Here is a 19216-nt window from a genome sequence, read left to right on the forward strand (position 1 = left end):
GTCGTGGTGAGGACGGCGCGCGCCCTGCCACTGGGTTCGGGTGCCGGCGGGGCCGGCGGCGGCTTGGCCTAGGCCTCGACGGTGATGCCCATGGAACGGGCGGTGCCGGCGACGATGAGCGACGCGGCGTCGAGGTCGTTGGCGTTGAGGTCGGGGAGCTTCTTCTCCGCGATCTCGCGCACCTGGGCCTGGGTCACCTTGCCGACCTTGACGCGGTGCGGCTCGCCGGAGCCCTTCGGGACGCCCGCGGCCTTGAGCAGCAGCTTGGCGGCCGGCGGGGTCTTGAGGACGAACGTGAACGAACGGTCCTCGTACACCGTGATCTCAGCGGGGAGGACCTCGCCGCGCTGGGATTCGGTGGCCGCGTTGTAGGCCTTGCAGAACTCCATGATGTTGACGCCGTGCTGGCCGAGGGCGGGACCCACCGGCGGGGCCGGGGTGGCCTGACCACCCGCGAGCTCCAGCTTGAACGTCACAACGGCTTTCTTGTTGGGAGCCATCGTGTCCTTCTCTTCCTGGGATGACGCGAGGGTGATCCCCCGCGTCTGCTTTACGCGCACGGCAGCGCCACGCTGCCGCACAACCTCTCCAGGGTACCTGCCGGACCGGCGAGACCCCGGAGCGAGGTGTGTGAGCTGTAGCTCGCGCTACAGCCTCGGTTACAGCTTGGAGACCTGGTTGAAGTTGAGCTCGACCGGGGTCTCGCGGCCGAAGATCGACACGAGCACCTTGAGTTTCTGCTGCTCGGCGTTGATCTCGGCGATCGTGGCCGGCATCGAGGCGAACGCGCCGTCGACGACGGTGACGGACTCGCCCTCGGTGAAGTCGACCTTGATGTCGTCGCCGGCGACCGGGCTCTCGCTCGCGGCCTCGTCCTTGGGCTTCTGCTCGGGCGGGAGCAGCCACTGGATCACTTCGTCGAGCGGGAGCGGGCTGGGCCGGTCGGTGCGGTCGACCACGCCCACGAAGCCGGTCACGCCGGGCGTGTTGCGCACGACCGAGTAGGACTCGGGGGTCATCTCCATGCGGACCAGCACGTAGCTGGGGAAGACCTTGGCCTCGACCTTGGAGCGCTTGCCGTTCTTGATCTCCACCTCGGTGTGGGTGGGGACCTCGATCTGGTAGATGTAGTCCTCCATGTCGAAGGACTGGATGCGGTTCTCCAGGTTCGAGCGCACGCGGTTCTCGAAGCCCGCGTAGGAGTGGAGCACGTACCACTCGCCCGGGGCGAAACGCAGCTTGGCGCGCAGCGCCTCGGCCGGGTCGACCTCCGGCTCGGCGGACTCGGCGACCTCGTCGTCCTCGATCTCCGGCTCGTCGCCTGCGTCCGCGACCTGCGCCGCGGCCTGCGCCTCGGCGTCGTTCTTCAGGGCCTCGTCGAACTCAGACACGCTCAACTCTCAATCCGGATTGGCCCCGCCGCACGGCGGGGTACTTGCTCAAAGTTTCGGAAGCGGCGAGTGCCGCCTGTGAAGTCGCGCGCCGGCGGAACCGGCGCGCGTCATACTAGGGTAGCCGCTCCGGGAGGCGGCGCGCCTCAGGCACCGTCGAACCGGCGCAGGTCACGCAATCCGCCCGGCGGTGCGGCGACGGGGGCGAAAGGAGATGGAGGGCTCGGGCTCTAGCTCTCGGCGCCGAAGGCGCGGCGGATCAGGTCGCCGAAGAGGAGGTCGAGGCCGCCGATGTAGGCCATGATGATGCCGACGAAGATCAGGACCACGATCGAGTAGGTGACCAGCTGCTTGCGGGTCGGGTAGACGACCTTGCGGAGCTGCTCGACGACCTCGCGGAAGAACCGACCGAGTTTGCGGAAGACGTTGCGGTCGGCGGTCTTCTCGCCCCGCTTGGGCGTGGGACGACCCTTGTCAGCGGTCGCATCGGAGCGGCTGGTGTCGTCGGCCACGTCGGCTTCCTCCAGGGTTCATCTGATCGGGGCGGTCAGGCTTGCAGCATACCGGACCTATTTAGGGGCCTCACTATCGCGGCGGCGGGCTTCGTATTCGGCCGAGAGCTCGGCCCGGCGCTCGTTCCAGTCCTCACGCATGGCGGCCATCTCCTTCTTGATGAACTCCATGAACGCGGCGGTCTGGATGAGCCGGTCGCGGCCCGGGCCGTCGGGCATCGTCTCGATGCCGATGATCGCGGTGTCCCGGTAGCGCTCCAGGAAACCGGAGCGGTCGAGCATGATCGAGCCCCAGATGTCGTCGTCGTTGAGGCGGTAGACGTCGGCGCGGGTGGAGGGGCGGCGGCTCTTGACCAGCAGGCCCGCGGCGATGAGCTCGCGCACCGAACCGGAGACGGCGGCGAGGCTGATGCCCAGGCGGTCGGCGATGTCGGCGGCGGTGTAGGTCTCGGTGTCGTCGACCAGGATGTAGGTGAAAACCCGGGCGGCCATGCGCTGCATGCCGCTCGCGGTCAGGATCCCGGCGAACTGCTCGACGTATTCGAGCATCGCCCTGCGCTCCTCGGTGTCCCCGTCCATCGTTTCCCCTCGTAGTCCTCGCCCCGGCCGGGGCCGGGCGATCTTCGATCATATCTTGTCATGTCACAAGTTTCACGAATTCATGAAAACTGTGATAGCTTGAGCGCATGAACGCAGTGATCCGCACTGAGAAACTCGTCAAGCGCTTCGGTCACGTGACCGCGCTCGACGAACTCGACCTCGAAGTCTCCCAAGGCGAGACCCACGGCTTCCTCGGCCCCAACGGCGCGGGGAAGTCCACCACCGTGCGCGTGCTCCTGGGCATGCTGCGCTCCGACGGCGGCCGCGCCGAGCTGTTCGGCGCCGACCCCTGGAAGGACGCCGCCGAACTGCACCGGCGCCTGGCCTACGTCCCCGGGGACGTGGCGTTGTGGCCGGGCCTGTCCGGCGGCGAGACGATCGACCTCCTCGGCAGGCTGCGCGGCGGCGTCGACAAGCGCCGCCGCGACGAGCTGCTGGAGCGGTTCGACCTCGACCCGCGCAAGAAGGGCCGCTCCTACTCCAAGGGCAATCGGCAGAAGGTCGCGCTCGTGGCCGCGTTCGCCGCCGACGTCGACCTCCTCCTGCTCGACGAGCCGACCTCGGGGCTCGACCCGCTCATGGGCGCGGTCTTCAACGAATGCGTCAAGGAAGCCGCCGAGCAGGGCCGCACGGTGCTGCTGTCGAGCCACATCATGAGCGAGGTCGAGGCGCTGTGCCAGCGGGTGAGCATCATCCGCAAGGGCGCGATCGCCGAGACCGGGACGCTCGCCGAAATGCGGCACTTCTCGCGCTCGCGGGTGCGGGCGACCCTCAAGCAGCCGCTGCGGGGCCTTGAGGACCACGAGGGCGTGCACGACCTCAAGGTCAACGGGCTCGACGTGGAGTGCAGCGTCGACACCGCCGCGCTCGACGACGTGCTCGCGCAGCTCGCGGTGGCCGGGGTCGCCGCTCTGACGTGCGAGCCGCCGTCGCTCGAAGAGATCTTCCTGCGCTACTACGGCGACGAGCTGGCCGCCTCGGGCGTGCGCGAGGAGCACGGGTCATGACCGTCGCCGAGATCGAACGGGACCTGGGCACGCTCGCCGGGACCGGGAACCTGCTCAGGTTCCAGCTGCGGCGCTCGCGGGTGTTCCTGCTCGGGTGGCTGCTGGGGATCGCCGGCGGCACGTGGGCGCTCGCGGCCTCGTTCCGGGACCTCTACCCGGACGCGGCCGACCGGGCCGCGTTCGGGGTCACCGTGGACACGCCCGCGATGCGGTCGATGACCGGGCCCGAGACCTACATCGCCGCGTACGCCGACAGCGTGGGCGCGATGTTCTCCCACCAGATGATCCTGTGGACGGGGGCGCTCACCGCGGTCATGTTCCTCATGCTGGTCACGCGGCTGACGCGGGCCGACGAGGAGAACTCGCGGTCTGAGGTGCTGCGGTCCAATCCGATCGGGCGGCGCGCGGACCTGGCCGCGGCGCTGCTGCTCTCGGGGATCGCCGCAGTGGCCCTCGGCGGGCTCATGGCGCTCGCGGCCGCGGGACTGCCGGGCTCGCAGGGCGCCAGCGCGCTGCTGTTCGGGCTCGCGCACACCGCGGTGGCGGTGGTGTTCGCCGCGCTCGCGGCGGTGGCCTCGCAGGTCGCGGGGTTCGCTTCGACGGCGAACGCGATCGGGTTCACCGCGTTGGGCTGGTCGGCGCTGACGGCGGGCATGGGGAACGCGCAGGAGAACGGGGTGACGTGGCTGTCGCCGATCGGGTGGTCGCAGCTGACGTACGTGTACACGCCTGAGCAGCGGTGGTGGCCGCTGTCGATCGCCGCGGGGTTCGCGCTGGTGTTGGTGTGGGTCGCGTTCGCGCTGGTCACGCGGCGGGACTTCGGGCAGGGCTTGATCGCGTCCCGGCCCGGTAGGCCTGCGGCGAAGCCTGGTTTGCGCAGTGCGACGGCGTTGACGTTCCGGCTGGTCAAGGGGATCACCGTGGCCGGGGTGATCACGTTGCTGGTGCTGGGGAGCGCGTGGGGTTCGCTGCTGGGCGGGGCCGACGAGATGCTCGACGGGCTCTCGGAGGCCGAGCGGGAGGTGATCGACCAGGGCGGGGCCTCGATCGAGGCGAACGTGGCGGCCACGTTCGTCTCGGTCAACGGGTTGATCGCGGCGCTGTTCGGGCTGCTGGTGATCGGGCGGGCCCGCAAGGAGGAGACGCAGGGGCGCGGTGAGCTGATCGCGGCCGGGGTGGTCGGGCGCGGCGGGTGGCCGGGTTCGTACCTGCCGGCGGCGATGTGGGCGGTGACGGCCGCGACGGTCGCGGCGGGTGTGCTGCTGGGGCTGGTCGGGTCGGCGTCGCTGGAGGACTGGGGCTGGTTCGGGAAGCTGCTGGCCGCTTCGGCGCTGAAGCTCCCGGCGGTGTGGGCGCTCACCGCGTTCGCGTTCGCGACGTACGCGTGGCTGCCCAGGCTGGGCTGGTTGCGTTGGCTCGCTTGGGTGTACGTGTTCGTGGTGATGTACTTCGGGGACATGCTCGACCTGCCGGGCTGGTTCCGGGCGGCCTCGCCGCTGGAGCATCTGGCGGCGTACCCGGCGAAGGACGTGGACTGGGTCGCGGCGGTGGTGGTGACGCTGGTCGCCGCGGCGCTGGCGGCGCTGGGGTATGTCGGGGTGCGGCGGCGGGATCTGCATTTCAGTTAGAAGCCTGCGCTTCGTGGAGAAGCGGGGAAAGGGAACCAGGCGCCGTCGATTCGACACCCCGGATCGGCGGCGCCGCCTTTGTCGGTCGGGCGTGATTCCATTGGGACCATGTCCTTGCAGGGTGCCGCCGATCTCCGCTACGAATTGACCGATCCGCCCGCCGACGCGCTCGATTTCGCGCTCGATGCGGAGCAGCGGGCGGTCGTCGAGCACGCGTCCGGTCCGCTGCTGGTGCGGGGCGGGCCGCAGACGGGGAAGACCGAGGCGCTGGTGCGGGCCGCGGAGGCGAAGGTCGCTTCGGGGGTGGATCCGGCGTCGATCCTGGTGCTGGGGTTGCGGCGGCAGGACACGGCGCATCTGCGGGCGCGGTTGAACGCGGCGACCGCGCCGTATTCGGCGGCGGAGATCGGGGTGTTCACGTTCCCGGCGTTCGCGTTCGCGCTGCTGCGCGCTGGTGCGGTGGCCGCGGGCCGGGAGGAGCCGCGGTTGCTGACCGGGCCGGAGGCCGACGCGTTGATCCGGTCGATGCTCGGCGGTGAGGACTTCGGGTGGCCTGAGGGGTTCGAGGAGGCGGTCGGGACGTACGCGTTCGCGCAGCAGTTGCGCGATGTGGTGCTGCGGTGCGGGGAGCGGGGGCTTTCGGCGCCCGAGTTGGCGCGGTTGGGGGCGGTGCACGACCGTCCTGAGTGGGTTTCGGCTTCGCGTTTCTACGATCGTTATGTGACGACGCTGGCGCTCCAGTCGATGAGCAGTGCGCTGTACGACTCGGCCGAGATCGTGCGGGCGGCCGTGGCGGCGCTGCGGCGCGACCCGGGGCTGTTCCCCAGGCCCGCTTGGGTGTTCGTGGACGATCTGCAAGACGCGACTCCGGCGCATGTGCGGCTGCTGGAGTTGCTGGCCGGGGAGGGCGGAAACCTGGTCGCGGCCGGGTCGCCCGATGCGGCGGTGTTCGGGTACCAGGGCGGGGACCCTGAGTCGGTGCGGGACTTCCCTGATCGGTTCCCGGTCTCGCCTGGGGTCGAGGCGCCGGTGGTGCGGCTCGACGACACGCATACGGTGGCGCTCGCGCCGCTGGCGGCGACCACGGTGCTGTCGCGGCGGTTGCGGGGTTCGGACCGGGACCGCAGGAGGGGGACCGCGAGTGAGGCGGCCGGGCGGGTGGAGGTGGTGTACCTGCCTTCGCCTACGCGGGAGGCGGTCTACATCGCCGACGTCGCGCGGCGCTCGCATCTGCTCGACGGGGTTCCCTACGGCGACATGGCGGTCGTGGTCAAGTCGGCTTCGGCGATCCCGCAGTTGCGGCGGGCCATGCAGCACGCGGGGGTGCCCACGCGGCAGGCCGCCGACGACGTGCCGCTGCCGGCGCATCCGACCGTGCGGGACCTGCTGCGGGTGGTCTTGGTTGGGCGCCACCGGGACCGGCTCGACGAGACCACCGCGGCCGGGCTGCTGCACTCGCAGTTCGGCGGGGCCGACCCGTTCGCCGAGCGGCGGCTGCGCCAAGAGCTGCGGCGCCTCGCGGTGGCCGCCGACGACTTCTCCCCCGGCGCGGACCTGCTGGTGGAGGCCCTGGCCGATCCGGAGCGGATCGCGGAGCTGCCCGAGGAGCCGTGGGCCGAACCGGCCCGGCGGCTCGACGCTTTGTTCACCGCGGCCCGGACCGAAGGCGGGGTGACCGCGACGCTGTGGGCGGTGTGGGAGGCCTCGGGTCTGGACGAGCGGCTGCGGCGGCGGGCGCTCTCTTCCGACCGGCGGGCGCAGCGGGCCGACGCCGAGCTCGACGCGGTGATCGCGATGTTCGACCTGGCGGCCGACTACGAGGTGAAGCAGCCCGGGGCGCGGGCCGAGGTGTTCTGCGAGCACGTGCTGCACCAGCAGCTGCCCGGCGACTTCCTCTCGGCGCGAGCCGATCTCGGTGACGCCGTCACGCTCACCACCGCGCACGCGGCGCACGGGCGGCAATGGGAGTTCGTCATCGTGGCGGGCGCGCAGGAGGGCGGGTGGCCGAACCTGCGGCCGCGCGGGTCGCTCCTGGGGGCCGAGGCGCTCGTGGACGTGCTCGACGGGCGCGCCGACGTGGACCAGGTCGCGCAGCTGCTCGACGAGGAACGGCGGCTGTTCTACAACGCGTGCACCCGGGCCCGTACGAGACTGCTGGTCACGGCCGTGGACTCCGACGACGCGCAGCCGAGCCGGTTCTGCGCCGAGCTCGGGGTCGAGCCGCAGGCCGCGCCCAGGCGGGGACGGCCGCTGAGCCTCGCGTCGCTCACCGCGCGGCTGCGGGAGGTCGCCGTCGACGCCGGGCACGGCGAGCGGGACGCGGCCGCGGCCGCGCTGCGGCGGCTCGCCGCCGCGGAGGTCCCTGGGGCCGATCCGGCGAAGTGGTGGGGGCTGGCCGAGATCTCCGACGAGCGCGCTTTGGCGCTCGCCGGGGAGACCATCAGGATCTCACCGTCCCAAGTGGAGACCACGCAGCAGTGCGGGCTGCGGTGGGTCCTCGAATCCCACGGCGCCGACTCGGGCGACCTGCTCCCCCGCCACCTCGGGACCCTGCTCCACGCCGCCGCCGAAGCGGTCACGCTCGACCCCGCGGCCGACCCGGCGGCCGTCATGGAACGCGTGGTGGGCGAGCACTTCGACCGGCTCCCGTTCGAGGCCCCCTGGCACGCCGAGCAGCAGCGCCGCAGAGTCTCAGGGGCCGTCGAAAGGTTCGCGGCCTGGCTCAGTGCCAACCGCAGGGAACTGCTCGGGGCCGAGCGGTCCTTCCGCGTCAAGCTGGAGATCGGGCCGCCCGGCGTCGAGGTCGTGATGTCCGGGCAGATCGACCGGCTCGAACGCGACCCCGAAGGCCGCCTCTACGTCGTCGACCTCAAGACCGGAAAGACCCCGCCCACGTTCGACGAGGCCAAGACCCACGCGCAGCTCGGGGTCTACCAGCTCGCGGTCGCCGAAGGCGCGTTCGAGGAGGGCACCGAGACCGGCGGAGCCGAACTGGTCTACCCGAACGCCAAGGGCGCCAAGGCCGCCGCGCGTCCGCAGGGGCCGCTGAGCGAGGCCGAGAATCCCGACTGGGCCCGCGACCTCGTGGCCGACACCGCCGGCCGCATGGGCGGGGCCGTGTTCGAGGCCCGCAACACCAGCAAATGCGAGACCTGCTCGGTCAAGCACTGCTGCCCCATCGCCGACGAGGGACGGCAGGTCACCGATGAGTAGCTACAGCGCCGTCGGCCTGGCCAACCGGCTCGGGCAGCCGTCCCCGACCGAAGAGCAGCGCGACGTGATCGAAGCCGCGCCCGCGCCGATGCTCGTCATCGCCGGGGCCGGATCGGGCAAGACCACCACCATGGCCGACCGGGTCGTGTGGCTCATCGCGAACCGCATCGCCCGCCCCGAGCACATCCTCGGCCTCACCTTCACCCGCAAGGCCGCGGCCGAACTCGCCGCGCGCGTCAGGGACAAACTGCGACGGCTCACCGAGACCGTGCCCGACCTGGCCGAGCTGCACGGCGAACCGACCGTGTCGACCTACAACGCCTACGCGGGCAACCTCGTCGGCGAGCACGGGCTGCGCATCGGCATCGAACCGGGCACCCGCGTCATCACCGACACCGGGCGCTGGCAGCTCGCACGGGACCTGGTGTGCGCGTGGGACGGCGAGATGAGCGAGTTCGACGTCAGCGTCGACCGCGTCACCGAACTGGTGCTCCAACTCGCCGAACAGCTCGCCGAGCACCTGCGGGACGGCGCGGACCTGCGGCGCTTCGACCGGGACCTGTACGAGCTCTTGGAGGAGCGCCAGAGCGCCAAGCAGAACGACGAGTTCAGGAACCTGATGTCGCTGCGGCGCAAGAGGGACCAGCTGCTGCCGCTCGTGGAGGCCTGGGACCGGCGCAAGAGGGAGCTGGGGGTCATGGACTTCGCCGACCAGCTCTCGCTGGCCGCGCAGCTCGTGGCCGGGGCGCCCGAGATCATCCGCACCGAGCGGGACCGGTGGCGGATCGTGCTCCTCGACGAATACCAGGACACGTCGTATTCGCAGGTCGCGCTGCTGCGGGACCTGTTCGGCGGCGGGCATCCGGTCACGGCCGTGGGCGACCCGAACCAGTCGATCTACTCCTGGCGCGGGGCCTCGGCCGGGACGCTCCAGCGGTTCCCCGCCGACTTCCCGGACCGGGACGGGCAGGCCGCGCCGGTCGCGTACCTGACCAAGTCGTGGCGCAACCGCGAAGCGGTGCTCGACGTCGCGAACGCGGTCTCCGAGCCGCTGCGGGCCGGGACCGTGCCGCCGCTGACCGTGGGCGCGAAGTTCGACGACGACTTCGGCACCGGCCGCGTCGAGGCCTCGATGCACCTCACCGCCGCCGAAGAGGCCGAATGGCTGGCCGGGCGGCTCGCCGCGGCGTGGAACCCCGGCGGCGAGGAGACCGCCGCGGTCCTCATCCGCAAGCGGCGCCAGATCCCGGCCCTGCACCGGGCGCTCACCGCGGCCGGGCTGCCGGTCCAGGTCGTCGGCTCGCTCGGGCTGCTGTACTACCCCGAGGTGGCCGAGACCGTGGCGATGCTGCGCGCGGCCGCCGACCCGACCGACGGGGCCGCGCTCATGCGGCTGCTCGCGGGCAACCGCTGGCGGCTCGGGCCCCGCGACATCGCCTCGCTGTGGGCGCGGGCGCGGGAACTCGCGCCGGACTCGCGCGGATTCGAACCGGACGCGGGGATGGAAGCCGAGGCGTCGCTGGCCGACGCGCTCGCCGATCCCGGTGCGGCCGAGCACTACTCGACGCTCGGGTACCTGCGGTTCGAGCAGCTGCACGAGGAACTGAGCTGGATCCGGGGCCGCCTGGGGCAGAGCCTGCCCGACGTGGTCGGCGACGTGATCGCGCGCAGCGGCCTCGACGTCGAGGTGATGCTCCACCACGGCGACCTGTCGAACCTCGACGAGTTCACCGACATCGCCGCGTCCTACGAGAACGACACCAGCGGGGCCAGCGTCCCCGGGTTCCTGTCCTATCTGGAGTCGGCCGCGAAGCGGGAGCGGGGCCTGGTCGTGGAGGGCGCGAACCCGGCGGGCGGGGTGGTGCAGCTGATGACCGTGCACGCCGCGAAGGGCCTGGAGTGGGACGTGGTGGCCGTGCCGGGCCTGTGCGAAGGGATCCTGCCGACCTCGGTGAAGCGCGACTCGACGTGGGTGAGCGACGCGGCGCGGCTGCCGTACGGGCTGCGCGGCGACGCCGAGAACCTGCCGGAGCTGCACCTGGACGAGGCGTACACGCCCGCCGAGGTGAAGAAGTCGGTGCAGGCGTTCAAGACCGACGACCGCGAGGCGCGGCTCGACGAGGAGCGGCGGCTGGCCTATGTGGCGCTGACGCGGGCCCGGTGGGGGCTGCTCGCGAGCGGCTACTGGTGGGACGCGGAGGCGCGGGCCTCGCGCAAGCCCGCTCCCTATTTGGAGGAGGCCCGGAACGCGGGCGCGCATGTGACGGTGTGGGCCGAGCCGGGGCCGTCGAACCCGCTCGAAGACCAGGCCAGGACGGCCGAGTGGCCCGCGAAGGCGCCGCTTGGGACGCGTCAGGCGGCGTTCGCGGAGGCGGCGGAGCTGGTGCTGCGCGCGGAGGAACCGGAGTCTGAGGGCCCGCTCGCGCGGCAGTGGCGCGAGGAGGCCGAGCTGCTGCTCGCCGAGCGGGACGAGCGCGAGTCGGGGGTGGTGCGTCTGCCCAGGCCCGCACGGCTGTCGACCTCGCAGCTCATGGCGCTGCGGGCCGACGAGGGCGCGTTCGCGGCCGAGCGCCGCCGCCCGATGCCGCAGCCGCCGCGCCCGGCCACGCGGCGCGGCACCGAGTTCCACGCGTGGGTCGAGGAGTTCTTCGGCGGCGGCAGCCTGTTCGACGCGATCGAGCTGCCCGGGGCCGCCGACGAGGTCGCCGACCGCACCGAGCTCGACCGCCTCAAGGCCGCGTTCGAGAAGTCGGCGTGGTCGCGGAGGCGCATCGCGGCCCAAGAGGTCCCGTTCGTGGTCGACTACGAGGGCACGGTGGTGCGCGGGCGGATTGACGCGGTCTTCTACAGAGAGCACGGTTTCGGTGAGGAAGGCGGCTACGACATCGTGGACTGGAAGACCGGACGCCCCCCGACCGGCGAGGCCGCTGAGCACGCCGCGTTGCAGCTCAAGGTCTACCGCCGGGCCTGGGCGCGTCTCAAGGGCATCGAGGAGTCCGAGGTCCGTGCTGCCTTCCACTACATCGGTAGCGACCACACCTGGTGGCCCGAGATTGATTAGCGCGTCGTTCAGTCCGGGATCGCCTCGGGTTTGCGCGGGGCTGTTAATGTGACCATCGCGTGACGACGGCCGCCCGGGCCGACGGCCCTCTTACCCACAGGGTCGCAACAGTCTCCCCATTTGATTGGAACTCATGAGCATCAACGTCAACCTCCGCCGCGCCACCGCCGTGACCGGCGGCGCCTTCGCCCTCGCCCTTGCCCTCGCCGCTTGCGGCAGCGGCAACGACTCGCCCGAAGGCGCGGTCGAGAACTTCCTCGACAACGGGGCCGAAGACCTCGTCAACGCCATGCTCGACGGCGACGCCGAGAAGGCCGGCGAGATCGCCGAGGAGTACGCCTGCGCCGAAGACGCCGACAGCATGAAGGAAGCCGCGACGCTCTTCGCCGACCTCTCCGAGGAAGAGCGCAAGGAAGCCATCGACATGGCCGGCGACTCCCTCTCCAAGATCAGCGACGTCGAATACGAGATCGGCGACGTGAAGGAAGAGGACGACACCGCCACCGTCGAAGTCTCCATCACCGTCGACGGCGACACCACCGACGAGACCATCGACCTCGTCAAGGAAGACGACGCCTGGAAGATCTGCGGCTACTTCGCCTAAGCAACAAAGAAGGGGCCCGGCGAGCTTCGCTCGCCGGGCCCCTTTTCGGTGTTCGAGGTTGACGTTCAGCGATCGTTCGCGCGAGGAGTGAACCCTCGACGGCAACGAACATCAGGGCCCAGGCACCATGCGATGCCCGGGCCCATGAATCGTTCAGGCGCTCAACGCTTCTGGACGGCGGCCTTCACTGTTTCTCCCTCTCCGGCGTCGCCTGAGGTGGCGGTGTCGGGGAGGGTGGCGAAGGTGAGGTCCAGGGCGAGGGTTTCGGCCTTGACGAAGTCGAGGTGGGGCTCGATCGCGTCGCGGACGGCCTCGGTGGCGTCGACGGTGGCGGTGATGCGGTCGGAGACGTCGAGGTCGGCGTCCTTGCGGGCCTGTTGGATCACGCGGACCAGGTCGCGGGCGAGGCCTTCGGCGGCCAGCTCCGGGGTGACCTCCGTGTCGAGGACGAGCACGCCGCCTTCGTTCGGGAGGGCCTCGGTGTGGTCGGCGTCGACGGCGACCATCGTGAGTTCGAACTCGCCGTCTTCGAGGACCACGCCGCCGGCGGTCACGGTCCCGTCCGCGACGGTCCAGTCGCCGGCCTTGACGGCCTTGATGACCCGTTGCACGTCCTTGCCCAGGCGCGGGCCCAGGGCGCGCGGGACGAGCTTGAGATCAGTGCGCGAGTAGGCGCTCACGTCGGAGTCGAACACGACGGCCTTGACGTTCAGCTCGTCGCGCAGGAAGTCCGCGAACGGCGCGAGCCGCTCGGCGTGGGCCGTGGCCACGGTGACCTTCGCGAGCGGCAGTCGCACGCGGAGCTTGCGGGCCTTGCGCATGAACAGGCCCACCGAGGCGATCTCGCGCACCGCGTCCATGGCCTCGACCAGGTCGTGGTCGGCGGGCAGGTCCGCGGCCTCGGGCCAGTCGGCGAGGTGCACCGAGCGGCCGCCGGTCAGGCCCCGCCAGACGTCCTCGGTGATCATCGGCAGCAGCGGCGCGGCGACCTCGCAGGCGGTCTTCAACGCCGTCGCGAGCGTCGCGAACCCGGCCTCGTCGCCCTCCCAGAACCGGTCGCGCGAGCGGCGCACGTACCAGTTGGTGAGGCTTTCGAGGTAGGACCGGAACGCCGCGGTGGCGGCCACCAGGTCGTACTCGTCCATCGAAGTCGTCATCGACTCGACCAGTTCGCGGGTCTTGGCCAGCAGGTACTTGTCGAGCCGGTGCTCCGAGGCCAGCGCGGTGGCGCGGGCCTCGGCGGGGCTCGCCTCGTATCCGGCGGCGCCGGCGTAGAGGGTGTAGAAGTACCACACGTTCCACAGCGGCAGCACGATCTGGCGCACCGAGTCGCGGAAGCCGGTCTCGGTGACGGGCATGTCGCCGCCGCGCAGGACCGGGGAGGACACGAGCGACCAGCGCACGGCGTCGGAGCCGAAGGACTCGAAGGACTCGCGCACGTCCGGGTAGTTCTTGTAGGACTTGGACATCTTCTGCCCGTCGTCGCCCAGGAGGGTGCCGTGGACGACTGCGGTGCGGAACGCGGGCCGGTCGAACAGGGCGGTGGCGAGCACGTGGAGCAGGTAGAACCAGCCGCGGGTCTGGGCGGTGTACTCGACGATGAAGTCGCCGGGGTAGTGGTGCTCGAACCAGTCGGCGTTCTCGAACGGGTAGTGGACCTGCGCGAACGGCATGGAGCCGGACTCGAACCAGCAGTCGAGGACCTCGGGGACGCGGCGCATCGTGGACTTGCCGGTCGGGTCGTCGGGGTTGGGGCGCACGAGTTCGTCGATGCCGGGCCGGTGGAGGTCGGTCACGGGCTGGCCGAAGTCGCGTTCGAGGTCGGCGAGCGAGCCGTAGACGTCGACGCGCGGGTAGGCGGGGTCGTCGGAGACCCACACCGGGATGGGGGCGCCCCAGAAGCGGCTGCGGCTGATGTTCCAGTCGCGGGCGTTGGCGAGCCACTTGCCGAACTGGCCGTCCTTGACATGCGAAGGGGTCCAGTCGATCTGCTGGTTGAGTTCGACCATGCGGTCGCGGAACCGCGTGACGGCCACGAACCAGGCCGAGAGGGCGCGCTGGATCAGCGGGGAGCCGCAGCGCCAGCAGTGCGGGTAGTTGTGGTTGTAGGTGTCGTGGCGCAGGAGCCGCTGGGTGGACTTGAGGTCGGCGATGATGAGCTTGTTGGCCTCGAAGACGTGGACGCCCGCGTAGGGGGGGACCTCGTCGGTGAACTTGCCGGAGTCGTCGACGGGGACGACCGGTTCGATGCCGGCGGCGTCGGTGACGACCTTGTCCTCTTCACCGAAGGCGGGGGCGATGTGGACGACGCCGGTGCCGTCTTCGGTGGTGACGTAGTCGGCGGCGAGGACCTGGTGGGCGTTGGTGCGTCCGGCGAAGAAGTCGAACGGCGGGTTGTAGCGCAGGCCGAGGAGGTCGGTGCCTTTGTGGCGCGAGAGGACGGCGGGTTCCTCGCCGAGTTCGCGGGCGTAGGCGCCGACGCGGGCTTCGGCGAGGAGGTAGCGGCTGCCTTCGGACTCGACCACGACGTAGTCGACGTCGGGGTGGACGGCGGCGGCGAGGTTGGACGGCAGGGTCCAGGGCGTGGTGGTCCACACCAGGAGTTTGACGCCACCCAGCGGGCCGTCGTCGACGATGTCGAGGCCGACGGTGACGGCCGGGTCCTGGCGGTCCCGGTAGGTGTCGTCCATCTTGGTCTCGGTGGCGGCCAGGGGGGTCTCGCAGCGCCAGCAGTACCAGAGCACGCGGTAGCCCTCGTAGATGAGGCCCTTGTCGTAGAGGGTCTTGAAGGCCCACATGACGCTCTCCATGTAGGGGAGGTCGAGGGTCTTGTAGTCGTTCTCGAAGTCGACCCAGCGGGCTTGGCGGGTCACGTAGTCGACCCATTCGTCGGTGAACTGGAGGACCGAGGCCTTGGCGGCGGCGTTGAAGCGGTCCACGCCGTAGGCCTCGATCTCGGCCTTGGATTTGAGGCCGAGCTCCTGCTCGGTGGTGACCTCGGCGGGCATGCCGTGGGTGTCCCAGCCGAAGCGGCGCTCGACGCGGCGCCCGCGCATGGTCTGGTAGCGCGGGACGATGTCCTTGACGTAGCCGGTGAGGAGGTGCCCGTAGTGGGGCAGGCCGTTGGCGAAGGGCGGGCCGTCGTAGAAGACGAACTCGTTGCTCCCGTTCTGGCCGGCGGGGCGGGCCTCGATGGAGGCCTGGAAGGTGTCGTCCTTGGTCCAGAAGTCGAGCACGCGGCGCTCGACCTCCGGGAGGTTCGGGCTCGCGGGTACGCCCCGTTTGGGGTCGTCGAGTGGATAGGCCATAGGACCGGTGTCTCCTCACACACACCTGGCGGATCTCGGTGTGCGAGGACGAGCTGGGCCTCCCGGTTACGGAGGTCGGGCCCGCGGTACCACCTCGCTTGGCGCACGGATGCGCCCGCTTCGTGAGCGGCGGTGACGGGCCGCGTCCGTCCGGTTCTAGTGAGGTCTCGCGACCTGTTCTTCCGGAAGCTCGCCGGTGATGGCCGGGTCGACGCTGTTGCCCGCAAGTGTAGCGCCACCGGTGGGGAGGTTCGCGAGCGAATTGCGCCTCGCGGCGGGCGGGAGGCGTTCCACTGGTCGGACATGTAGTATTCGCGCTGTGAGAATCCACGCACGCAACTGGTGGTGGCGTCGCTGAGGCGGCGTCAGTGCTTTTGCGTGTAGCGAAACCAGCGACCGTCTCGATGGCGGTCGCTTCGTCGTATCCGGGGTCGGCCGCCTCTACAGGGATGAGAGACCCAGTGAGGAAGAGGCCCAGATGACCGTTTTCCATACCCCGTCGGGCGTGACGGTGGAGCGCACCGTCGAAGAGCTCGATTCGCCCGATCTGACGGAGGTCGTGGCGCGGGTCGAGACCCGCCGCGGCGGCGTGCTCTCCAGCGGCATGGAGTACCCGGGGCGCTATTCGCGCTATCACCTCGCGTATGTGGACCCGTGCCTGGAGGTCGTGGCGCGGGGCCGCACGGTGACGGTGACGCAGTTGAACCCGCGCGGGTTCCTGCTGGTCGACGTGCTCGCCGACGCTTTCGCGGCGGCGGGCGTGGGCGAAGTGGTCCGCGAGGACGGCGAGGTGCGTGTCGAGGTGCCGGTGCCCGAGGGCCGGGTGCCCGAGGAGCTGCGGTCGAAGCAGCCGACGGCGTTCTCGGCGCTGCGGGTGGTGCTCGACTCGCTCAAGTGCGACGACCCGTACCTGGGGCTGTGGGGGGCGTTCGGGTACGACCTGGCTTATCAGTTCGAGCCGATCCCGTACGCGAAGGAGCGGCCCGCGGACACGCGGGACCTGGTGCTGCACTTGGCCGACGAGCTGTACGTGGTGGACCGCAAGCGGGAGACCGCCCAGGTGCGCCGGTACGAGTTCGCCTTCGGGGAGCGGACCACGAAGGGGCTGGCGCGGCGGACCGCGTCGCTGGACTACGTGCCCGCCGAGACGGTTCCGGAGGGGCCGGTGCCGGGCGTGTACGCCGACACGGTGCGGCGCGCGAAGACCGAGTTCAAGGCGGGCAACCTGTTCGAGGTCGTGCCGGGCCACGAGATGTACGCGGCGTGCGATTCGCCGACGGCGTTCTACGAGCGGCTGCGGACGGCCAACCCCGCGCCGTACGAGTTCCTGTTCAACCTCGGCGACCGCGAGTACCTGGTGGGTGCGTCGCCGGAGATGTTCGTGCGGGTCACCGGGGACCGGGTCGAGACGTGCCCGATCTCGGGCACGATCGCGCGCGGTTCGGACCCGATGCACGACGCGGCGCAGATCGCCGAGCTCATCGCCTCCCGCAAGGAGGAGTCGGAGCTGACGATGTGCACCGACGTCGACCGCAACGACAAGGCCCGCGTGTGCGTGCCCGGTTCGGTGAAGGTGCTGGGGCGCAGGCAGATCGAGATGTACTCGCGGCTGATCCACACGGTCGACCACATCGAGGGGCGGCTGCGGGAGGGCATGGACGCGCTGGACGCGTTCCTCACCCACATGTGGGCGGTGACGGTGACCGGCGCGCCGAAGACCTGGGCGATGCGGTTCATCGAGGAGCAGGAGACCACGCCGCGGCGCTGGTACGGCGGCGCGGTCGGGTTCGTGGGCCTGGACGGGAACATGAACACCGGTCTGACGCTGCGCACCGCGCAGATCCGGGACGGGGTCGCGCGGGTGCGGGCGGGCGCGACGCTGCTGTACGACTCCGACCCCGACGCCGAAGAGGCCGAGACGCACCTGAAGGCGCGGGCGCTGCTGGAGACCGCGGCGGGCGGGCTCGGGGCGGCGACGCCGGTGCCGGAGCCGATCGAGGTCGCGGGCGGCCCGGCCGGTGCAGGGCGCAGGGTGCTGCTGGTCGACCACGAGGACTCGTTCGTGAACACGCTCGGGGACTACTTCCGCCAGCACGGGTGCGAGGTGACCACGCTGCGGTTCGGCTTCGACGCGTCGTCCACTTTGGATGTGCTGGCGCCGGACCTGGTGGTGCTCTCGCCGGGGCCGGGGCGGCCGACCGACTTCGGGACGGCGGCGCTGCTGGACGAGCTGGCGCGGCGGGAGCTGCCGGTGTTCGGGGTGTGCCTGGGGCTCCAGGCGCTTGTCGAGCACGCGGGCGGCGAGCTGTCGCTGCTGGACGAGCCGAGCCACGGGAAGCCGGGGAACGTGAAGGTCACCGGCGGGGGCCTGTTCGACGGGCTGCCCGACGAGGTGACCGCGGCGCGGTACCACTCGCTGTACGCCACGGCCGACCAGGTGAAGGGCCAGTTCACGCCGACCGCGGCGATCGACGAGGTCGTGATGGCAATCGAGGCCCCGTCGAAGCGGTGGTTCGCGGTGCAGTTCCACCCCGAGTCGATCCTGACCGCGGCGGGCGCGCACGGGCACCGGATCATCGGGAACGTGCTGCGGTTGACGCGCTGAACGCGGAGCGCGGCCGGGACGCATGTAGTCCCGGCCGCGCTGTTCAGTCGGTCAAGAGGTGTACTCCCAGTCCTTCACGCACGACCAGATGCTGTAGCCCCAGTTGCCGTTCCAGTAGACCTCCAACCAGAACTCGCTGGTGAGGCCGCACGCGGTGTACTGGCCGCCGGACACGCGGTCGCATGAGGCCTGGACCCAGGTGCCGGCCGGGATGATCCCGAGCTTCGTGGAGCCCGCGTCGGCATGGAGCCGCTGGTTGACGCCCTCGGAGAACCGGGCCCGGCAGGTTCGCTGCTCCACGGCGGTGTCCGGGACGGCCGAGCTCGCGGTCCGCGACTCGGCGAGCTGGGCCCCTTCGGCGGGAACCGCCGTGGCCGATGAAGTGGCGGTCAGCGACAGCGCAAGAGCGGCCGCCACGACGCCGATGGCAGTGAAGATCCTCTTCAATACCATTGATCACCCCTTTGGTGAACTTGATCATGACTACGCCTTATGGCGCGGTCTCAACCTAAGTACGCGGGAGTCCCGTTTCGGCCCAAAACGCCTAATGTCGGGAAGCCGACACTTGTGGGCCGTGTCGGATTCGGGGGTTCGATCGTTGGCGGGCGGGCCGGAGTGTCGGTGGGGTGTGATTGGGTGTCGGGATGGGCAAAACCGTGTACAACACCGCAACGACCATCGACGGGTACATCGCCGACCCCGACAATTCACTGGAGTGGCTGTTCACCGTCCCCGGCGGGCACCCCGAATCCGAGGGCACCGAGGAGTCGCCGCTCGACGGGTTCGGCGAATTCCTCGACAACGTGGGCGCGATCTGCATGGGGTCGACCACCTACGAGTGGATCACCGAGCACGAGCAGCTGATCGACAACCCGGAGAAGTGGGAGTACCAGGCGCCGACCTGGGTGCTCACCTCCCGGGAACTCCCGGCGGTACCGGGGGCGGACATCCGGTTCGCGCGAGGCGACGTGGCGGCGGTCCACGCCGAGATGACCGAGGCCGCCGGCGAGAAGGACCTCTGGATCGTGGGCGGCGGCGACCTGGTCGGCCAGTTCTTCGACGCCGGGCTCCTGGACGAGATCCGAGTCTCGGTAGCCCCGGTCTTCCTCGGAGGCGGCGCACCGCTGCTCCCCCGAAGGATCCTCTCGCACCACCTCGAACTGGTCGAGGCCAAAGCGATAGGCCAATTCGCAAACCTCGCTTACCGAGTGAAGTAGCGACAGCGTCGGCGAGTCGGCAACGCCGCGAGCACCCGGCCTTCGGCCCGGCGCTCATCGGCCCGGACAC

13 protein-coding genes are annotated in these 19216 nt (G+C 70.6%); 7 read left to right on the plus strand and 6 right to left on the minus strand.

Annotated elements, in window-relative coordinates; all coding sequences use genetic code 11:
* Positions 1–68: 68 nt before the first annotated feature.
* The 4 genes from rplK to AB0B28_RS13155 form a co-directional block, all read right to left on the minus strand.
* Complete coding sequence (gene rplK, locus AB0B28_RS13140) at positions 69–500, minus strand: 50S ribosomal protein L11 (protein WP_360120339.1); 432 nt, start codon at positions 498–500, stop codon at positions 69–71.
* A 159-nt stretch (positions 501–659) separates the two neighbouring features.
* Positions 660–1391: a transcription termination/antitermination protein NusG gene (gene nusG, locus AB0B28_RS13145; RefSeq protein WP_360120341.1), complete on the minus strand. Its 732-nt coding sequence runs from the start codon at positions 1389–1391 to the stop codon at positions 660–662.
* 230 nt (positions 1392–1621) lie between these two features.
* Positions 1622–1903, minus strand: a complete 282-nt coding sequence (gene secE, locus AB0B28_RS13150) for a preprotein translocase subunit SecE (protein ID WP_360120343.1) — start codon at positions 1901–1903, stop codon at positions 1622–1624.
* A gap of 57 nt (positions 1904–1960) precedes the next feature.
* The gene (locus AB0B28_RS13155; protein ID WP_360120345.1) at positions 1961–2482 is read right to left on the minus strand and encodes a helix-turn-helix domain-containing protein; all 522 of its coding nucleotides are present in this window, start codon (positions 2480–2482) and stop codon (positions 1961–1963) included.
* Between the two features lie 107 nt (positions 2483–2589).
* Here AB0B28_RS13155 and AB0B28_RS13160 point away from each other — a divergent pair, with 107 nt between their 5' ends.
* The 5 genes from AB0B28_RS13160 (at position 2590) to AB0B28_RS13180 (ending at position 12016) form a co-directional block, all read left to right on the plus strand.
* Positions 2590–3510: an ABC transporter ATP-binding protein gene (locus AB0B28_RS13160; RefSeq protein WP_360120347.1), complete on the plus strand. Its 921-nt coding sequence runs from the start codon at positions 2590–2592 to the stop codon at positions 3508–3510.
* Positions 3507–5138, plus strand: a complete 1632-nt coding sequence (locus AB0B28_RS13165; protein ID WP_360120349.1) for an ABC transporter permease — start codon at positions 3507–3509, stop codon at positions 5136–5138. Before AB0B28_RS13160 ends, AB0B28_RS13165 begins: the two co-directional genes overlap by 4 nt.
* 108 nt (positions 5139–5246) lie before the next feature.
* Positions 5247–8351 (plus strand): ATP-dependent DNA helicase, encoded by a 3105-nt coding sequence (locus AB0B28_RS13170; protein ID WP_360120351.1) that lies wholly within the window; start codon positions 5247–5249, stop codon positions 8349–8351.
* Positions 8344–11412: a UvrD-helicase domain-containing protein gene (locus AB0B28_RS13175; protein ID WP_360120353.1), complete on the plus strand. Its 3069-nt coding sequence runs from the start codon at positions 8344–8346 to the stop codon at positions 11410–11412. The genes AB0B28_RS13170 and AB0B28_RS13175 overlap by 8 nt, the downstream gene beginning before the upstream one ends.
* A 133-nt stretch (positions 11413–11545) precedes the next feature.
* Positions 11546–12016, plus strand: a complete 471-nt coding sequence (locus AB0B28_RS13180) for a DUF4878 domain-containing protein (RefSeq protein ID WP_360120356.1) — start codon at positions 11546–11548, stop codon at positions 12014–12016.
* A gap of 161 nt (positions 12017–12177) precedes the next feature.
* Here AB0B28_RS13180 and ileS read toward each other — a convergent pair whose 3' ends face one another.
* Complete coding sequence (gene ileS, locus AB0B28_RS13185) at positions 12178–15324, minus strand: isoleucine--tRNA ligase (RefSeq protein ID WP_360120358.1); 3147 nt, start codon at positions 15322–15324, stop codon at positions 12178–12180.
* A gap of 478 nt (positions 15325–15802) precedes the next feature.
* Between ileS and AB0B28_RS13190 the strand changes: the two genes are divergently transcribed.
* Complete coding sequence (locus tag AB0B28_RS13190; protein ID WP_360120360.1) at positions 15803–17929, plus strand: anthranilate synthase component I; 2127 nt, start codon at positions 15803–15805, stop codon at positions 17927–17929.
* Positions 17930–17980: 51 nt separating this feature from the next.
* Here AB0B28_RS13190 and AB0B28_RS13195 read toward each other — a convergent pair whose 3' ends face one another.
* Positions 17981–18382 (minus strand): hypothetical protein, encoded by a 402-nt coding sequence (locus tag AB0B28_RS13195; protein ID WP_360120362.1) that lies wholly within the window; start codon positions 18380–18382, stop codon positions 17981–17983.
* Positions 18383–18573: 191 nt separating this feature from the next.
* On the opposite strand from AB0B28_RS13195, the gene AB0B28_RS13200 reads away from it, so the two are divergent.
* Entirely contained in the window at positions 18574–19146 is a 573-nt protein-coding gene (locus AB0B28_RS13200; RefSeq protein WP_360120364.1) for a dihydrofolate reductase family protein, read from the plus strand.
* The last annotated feature ends 70 nt before the right edge of the window (positions 19147–19216 follow it).

Source organism: Glycomyces sp. NPDC046736, from assembly GCF_040645615.1.
Lineage (GTDB): Bacteria > Actinomycetota > Actinomycetes > Mycobacteriales > Micromonosporaceae > Glycomyces.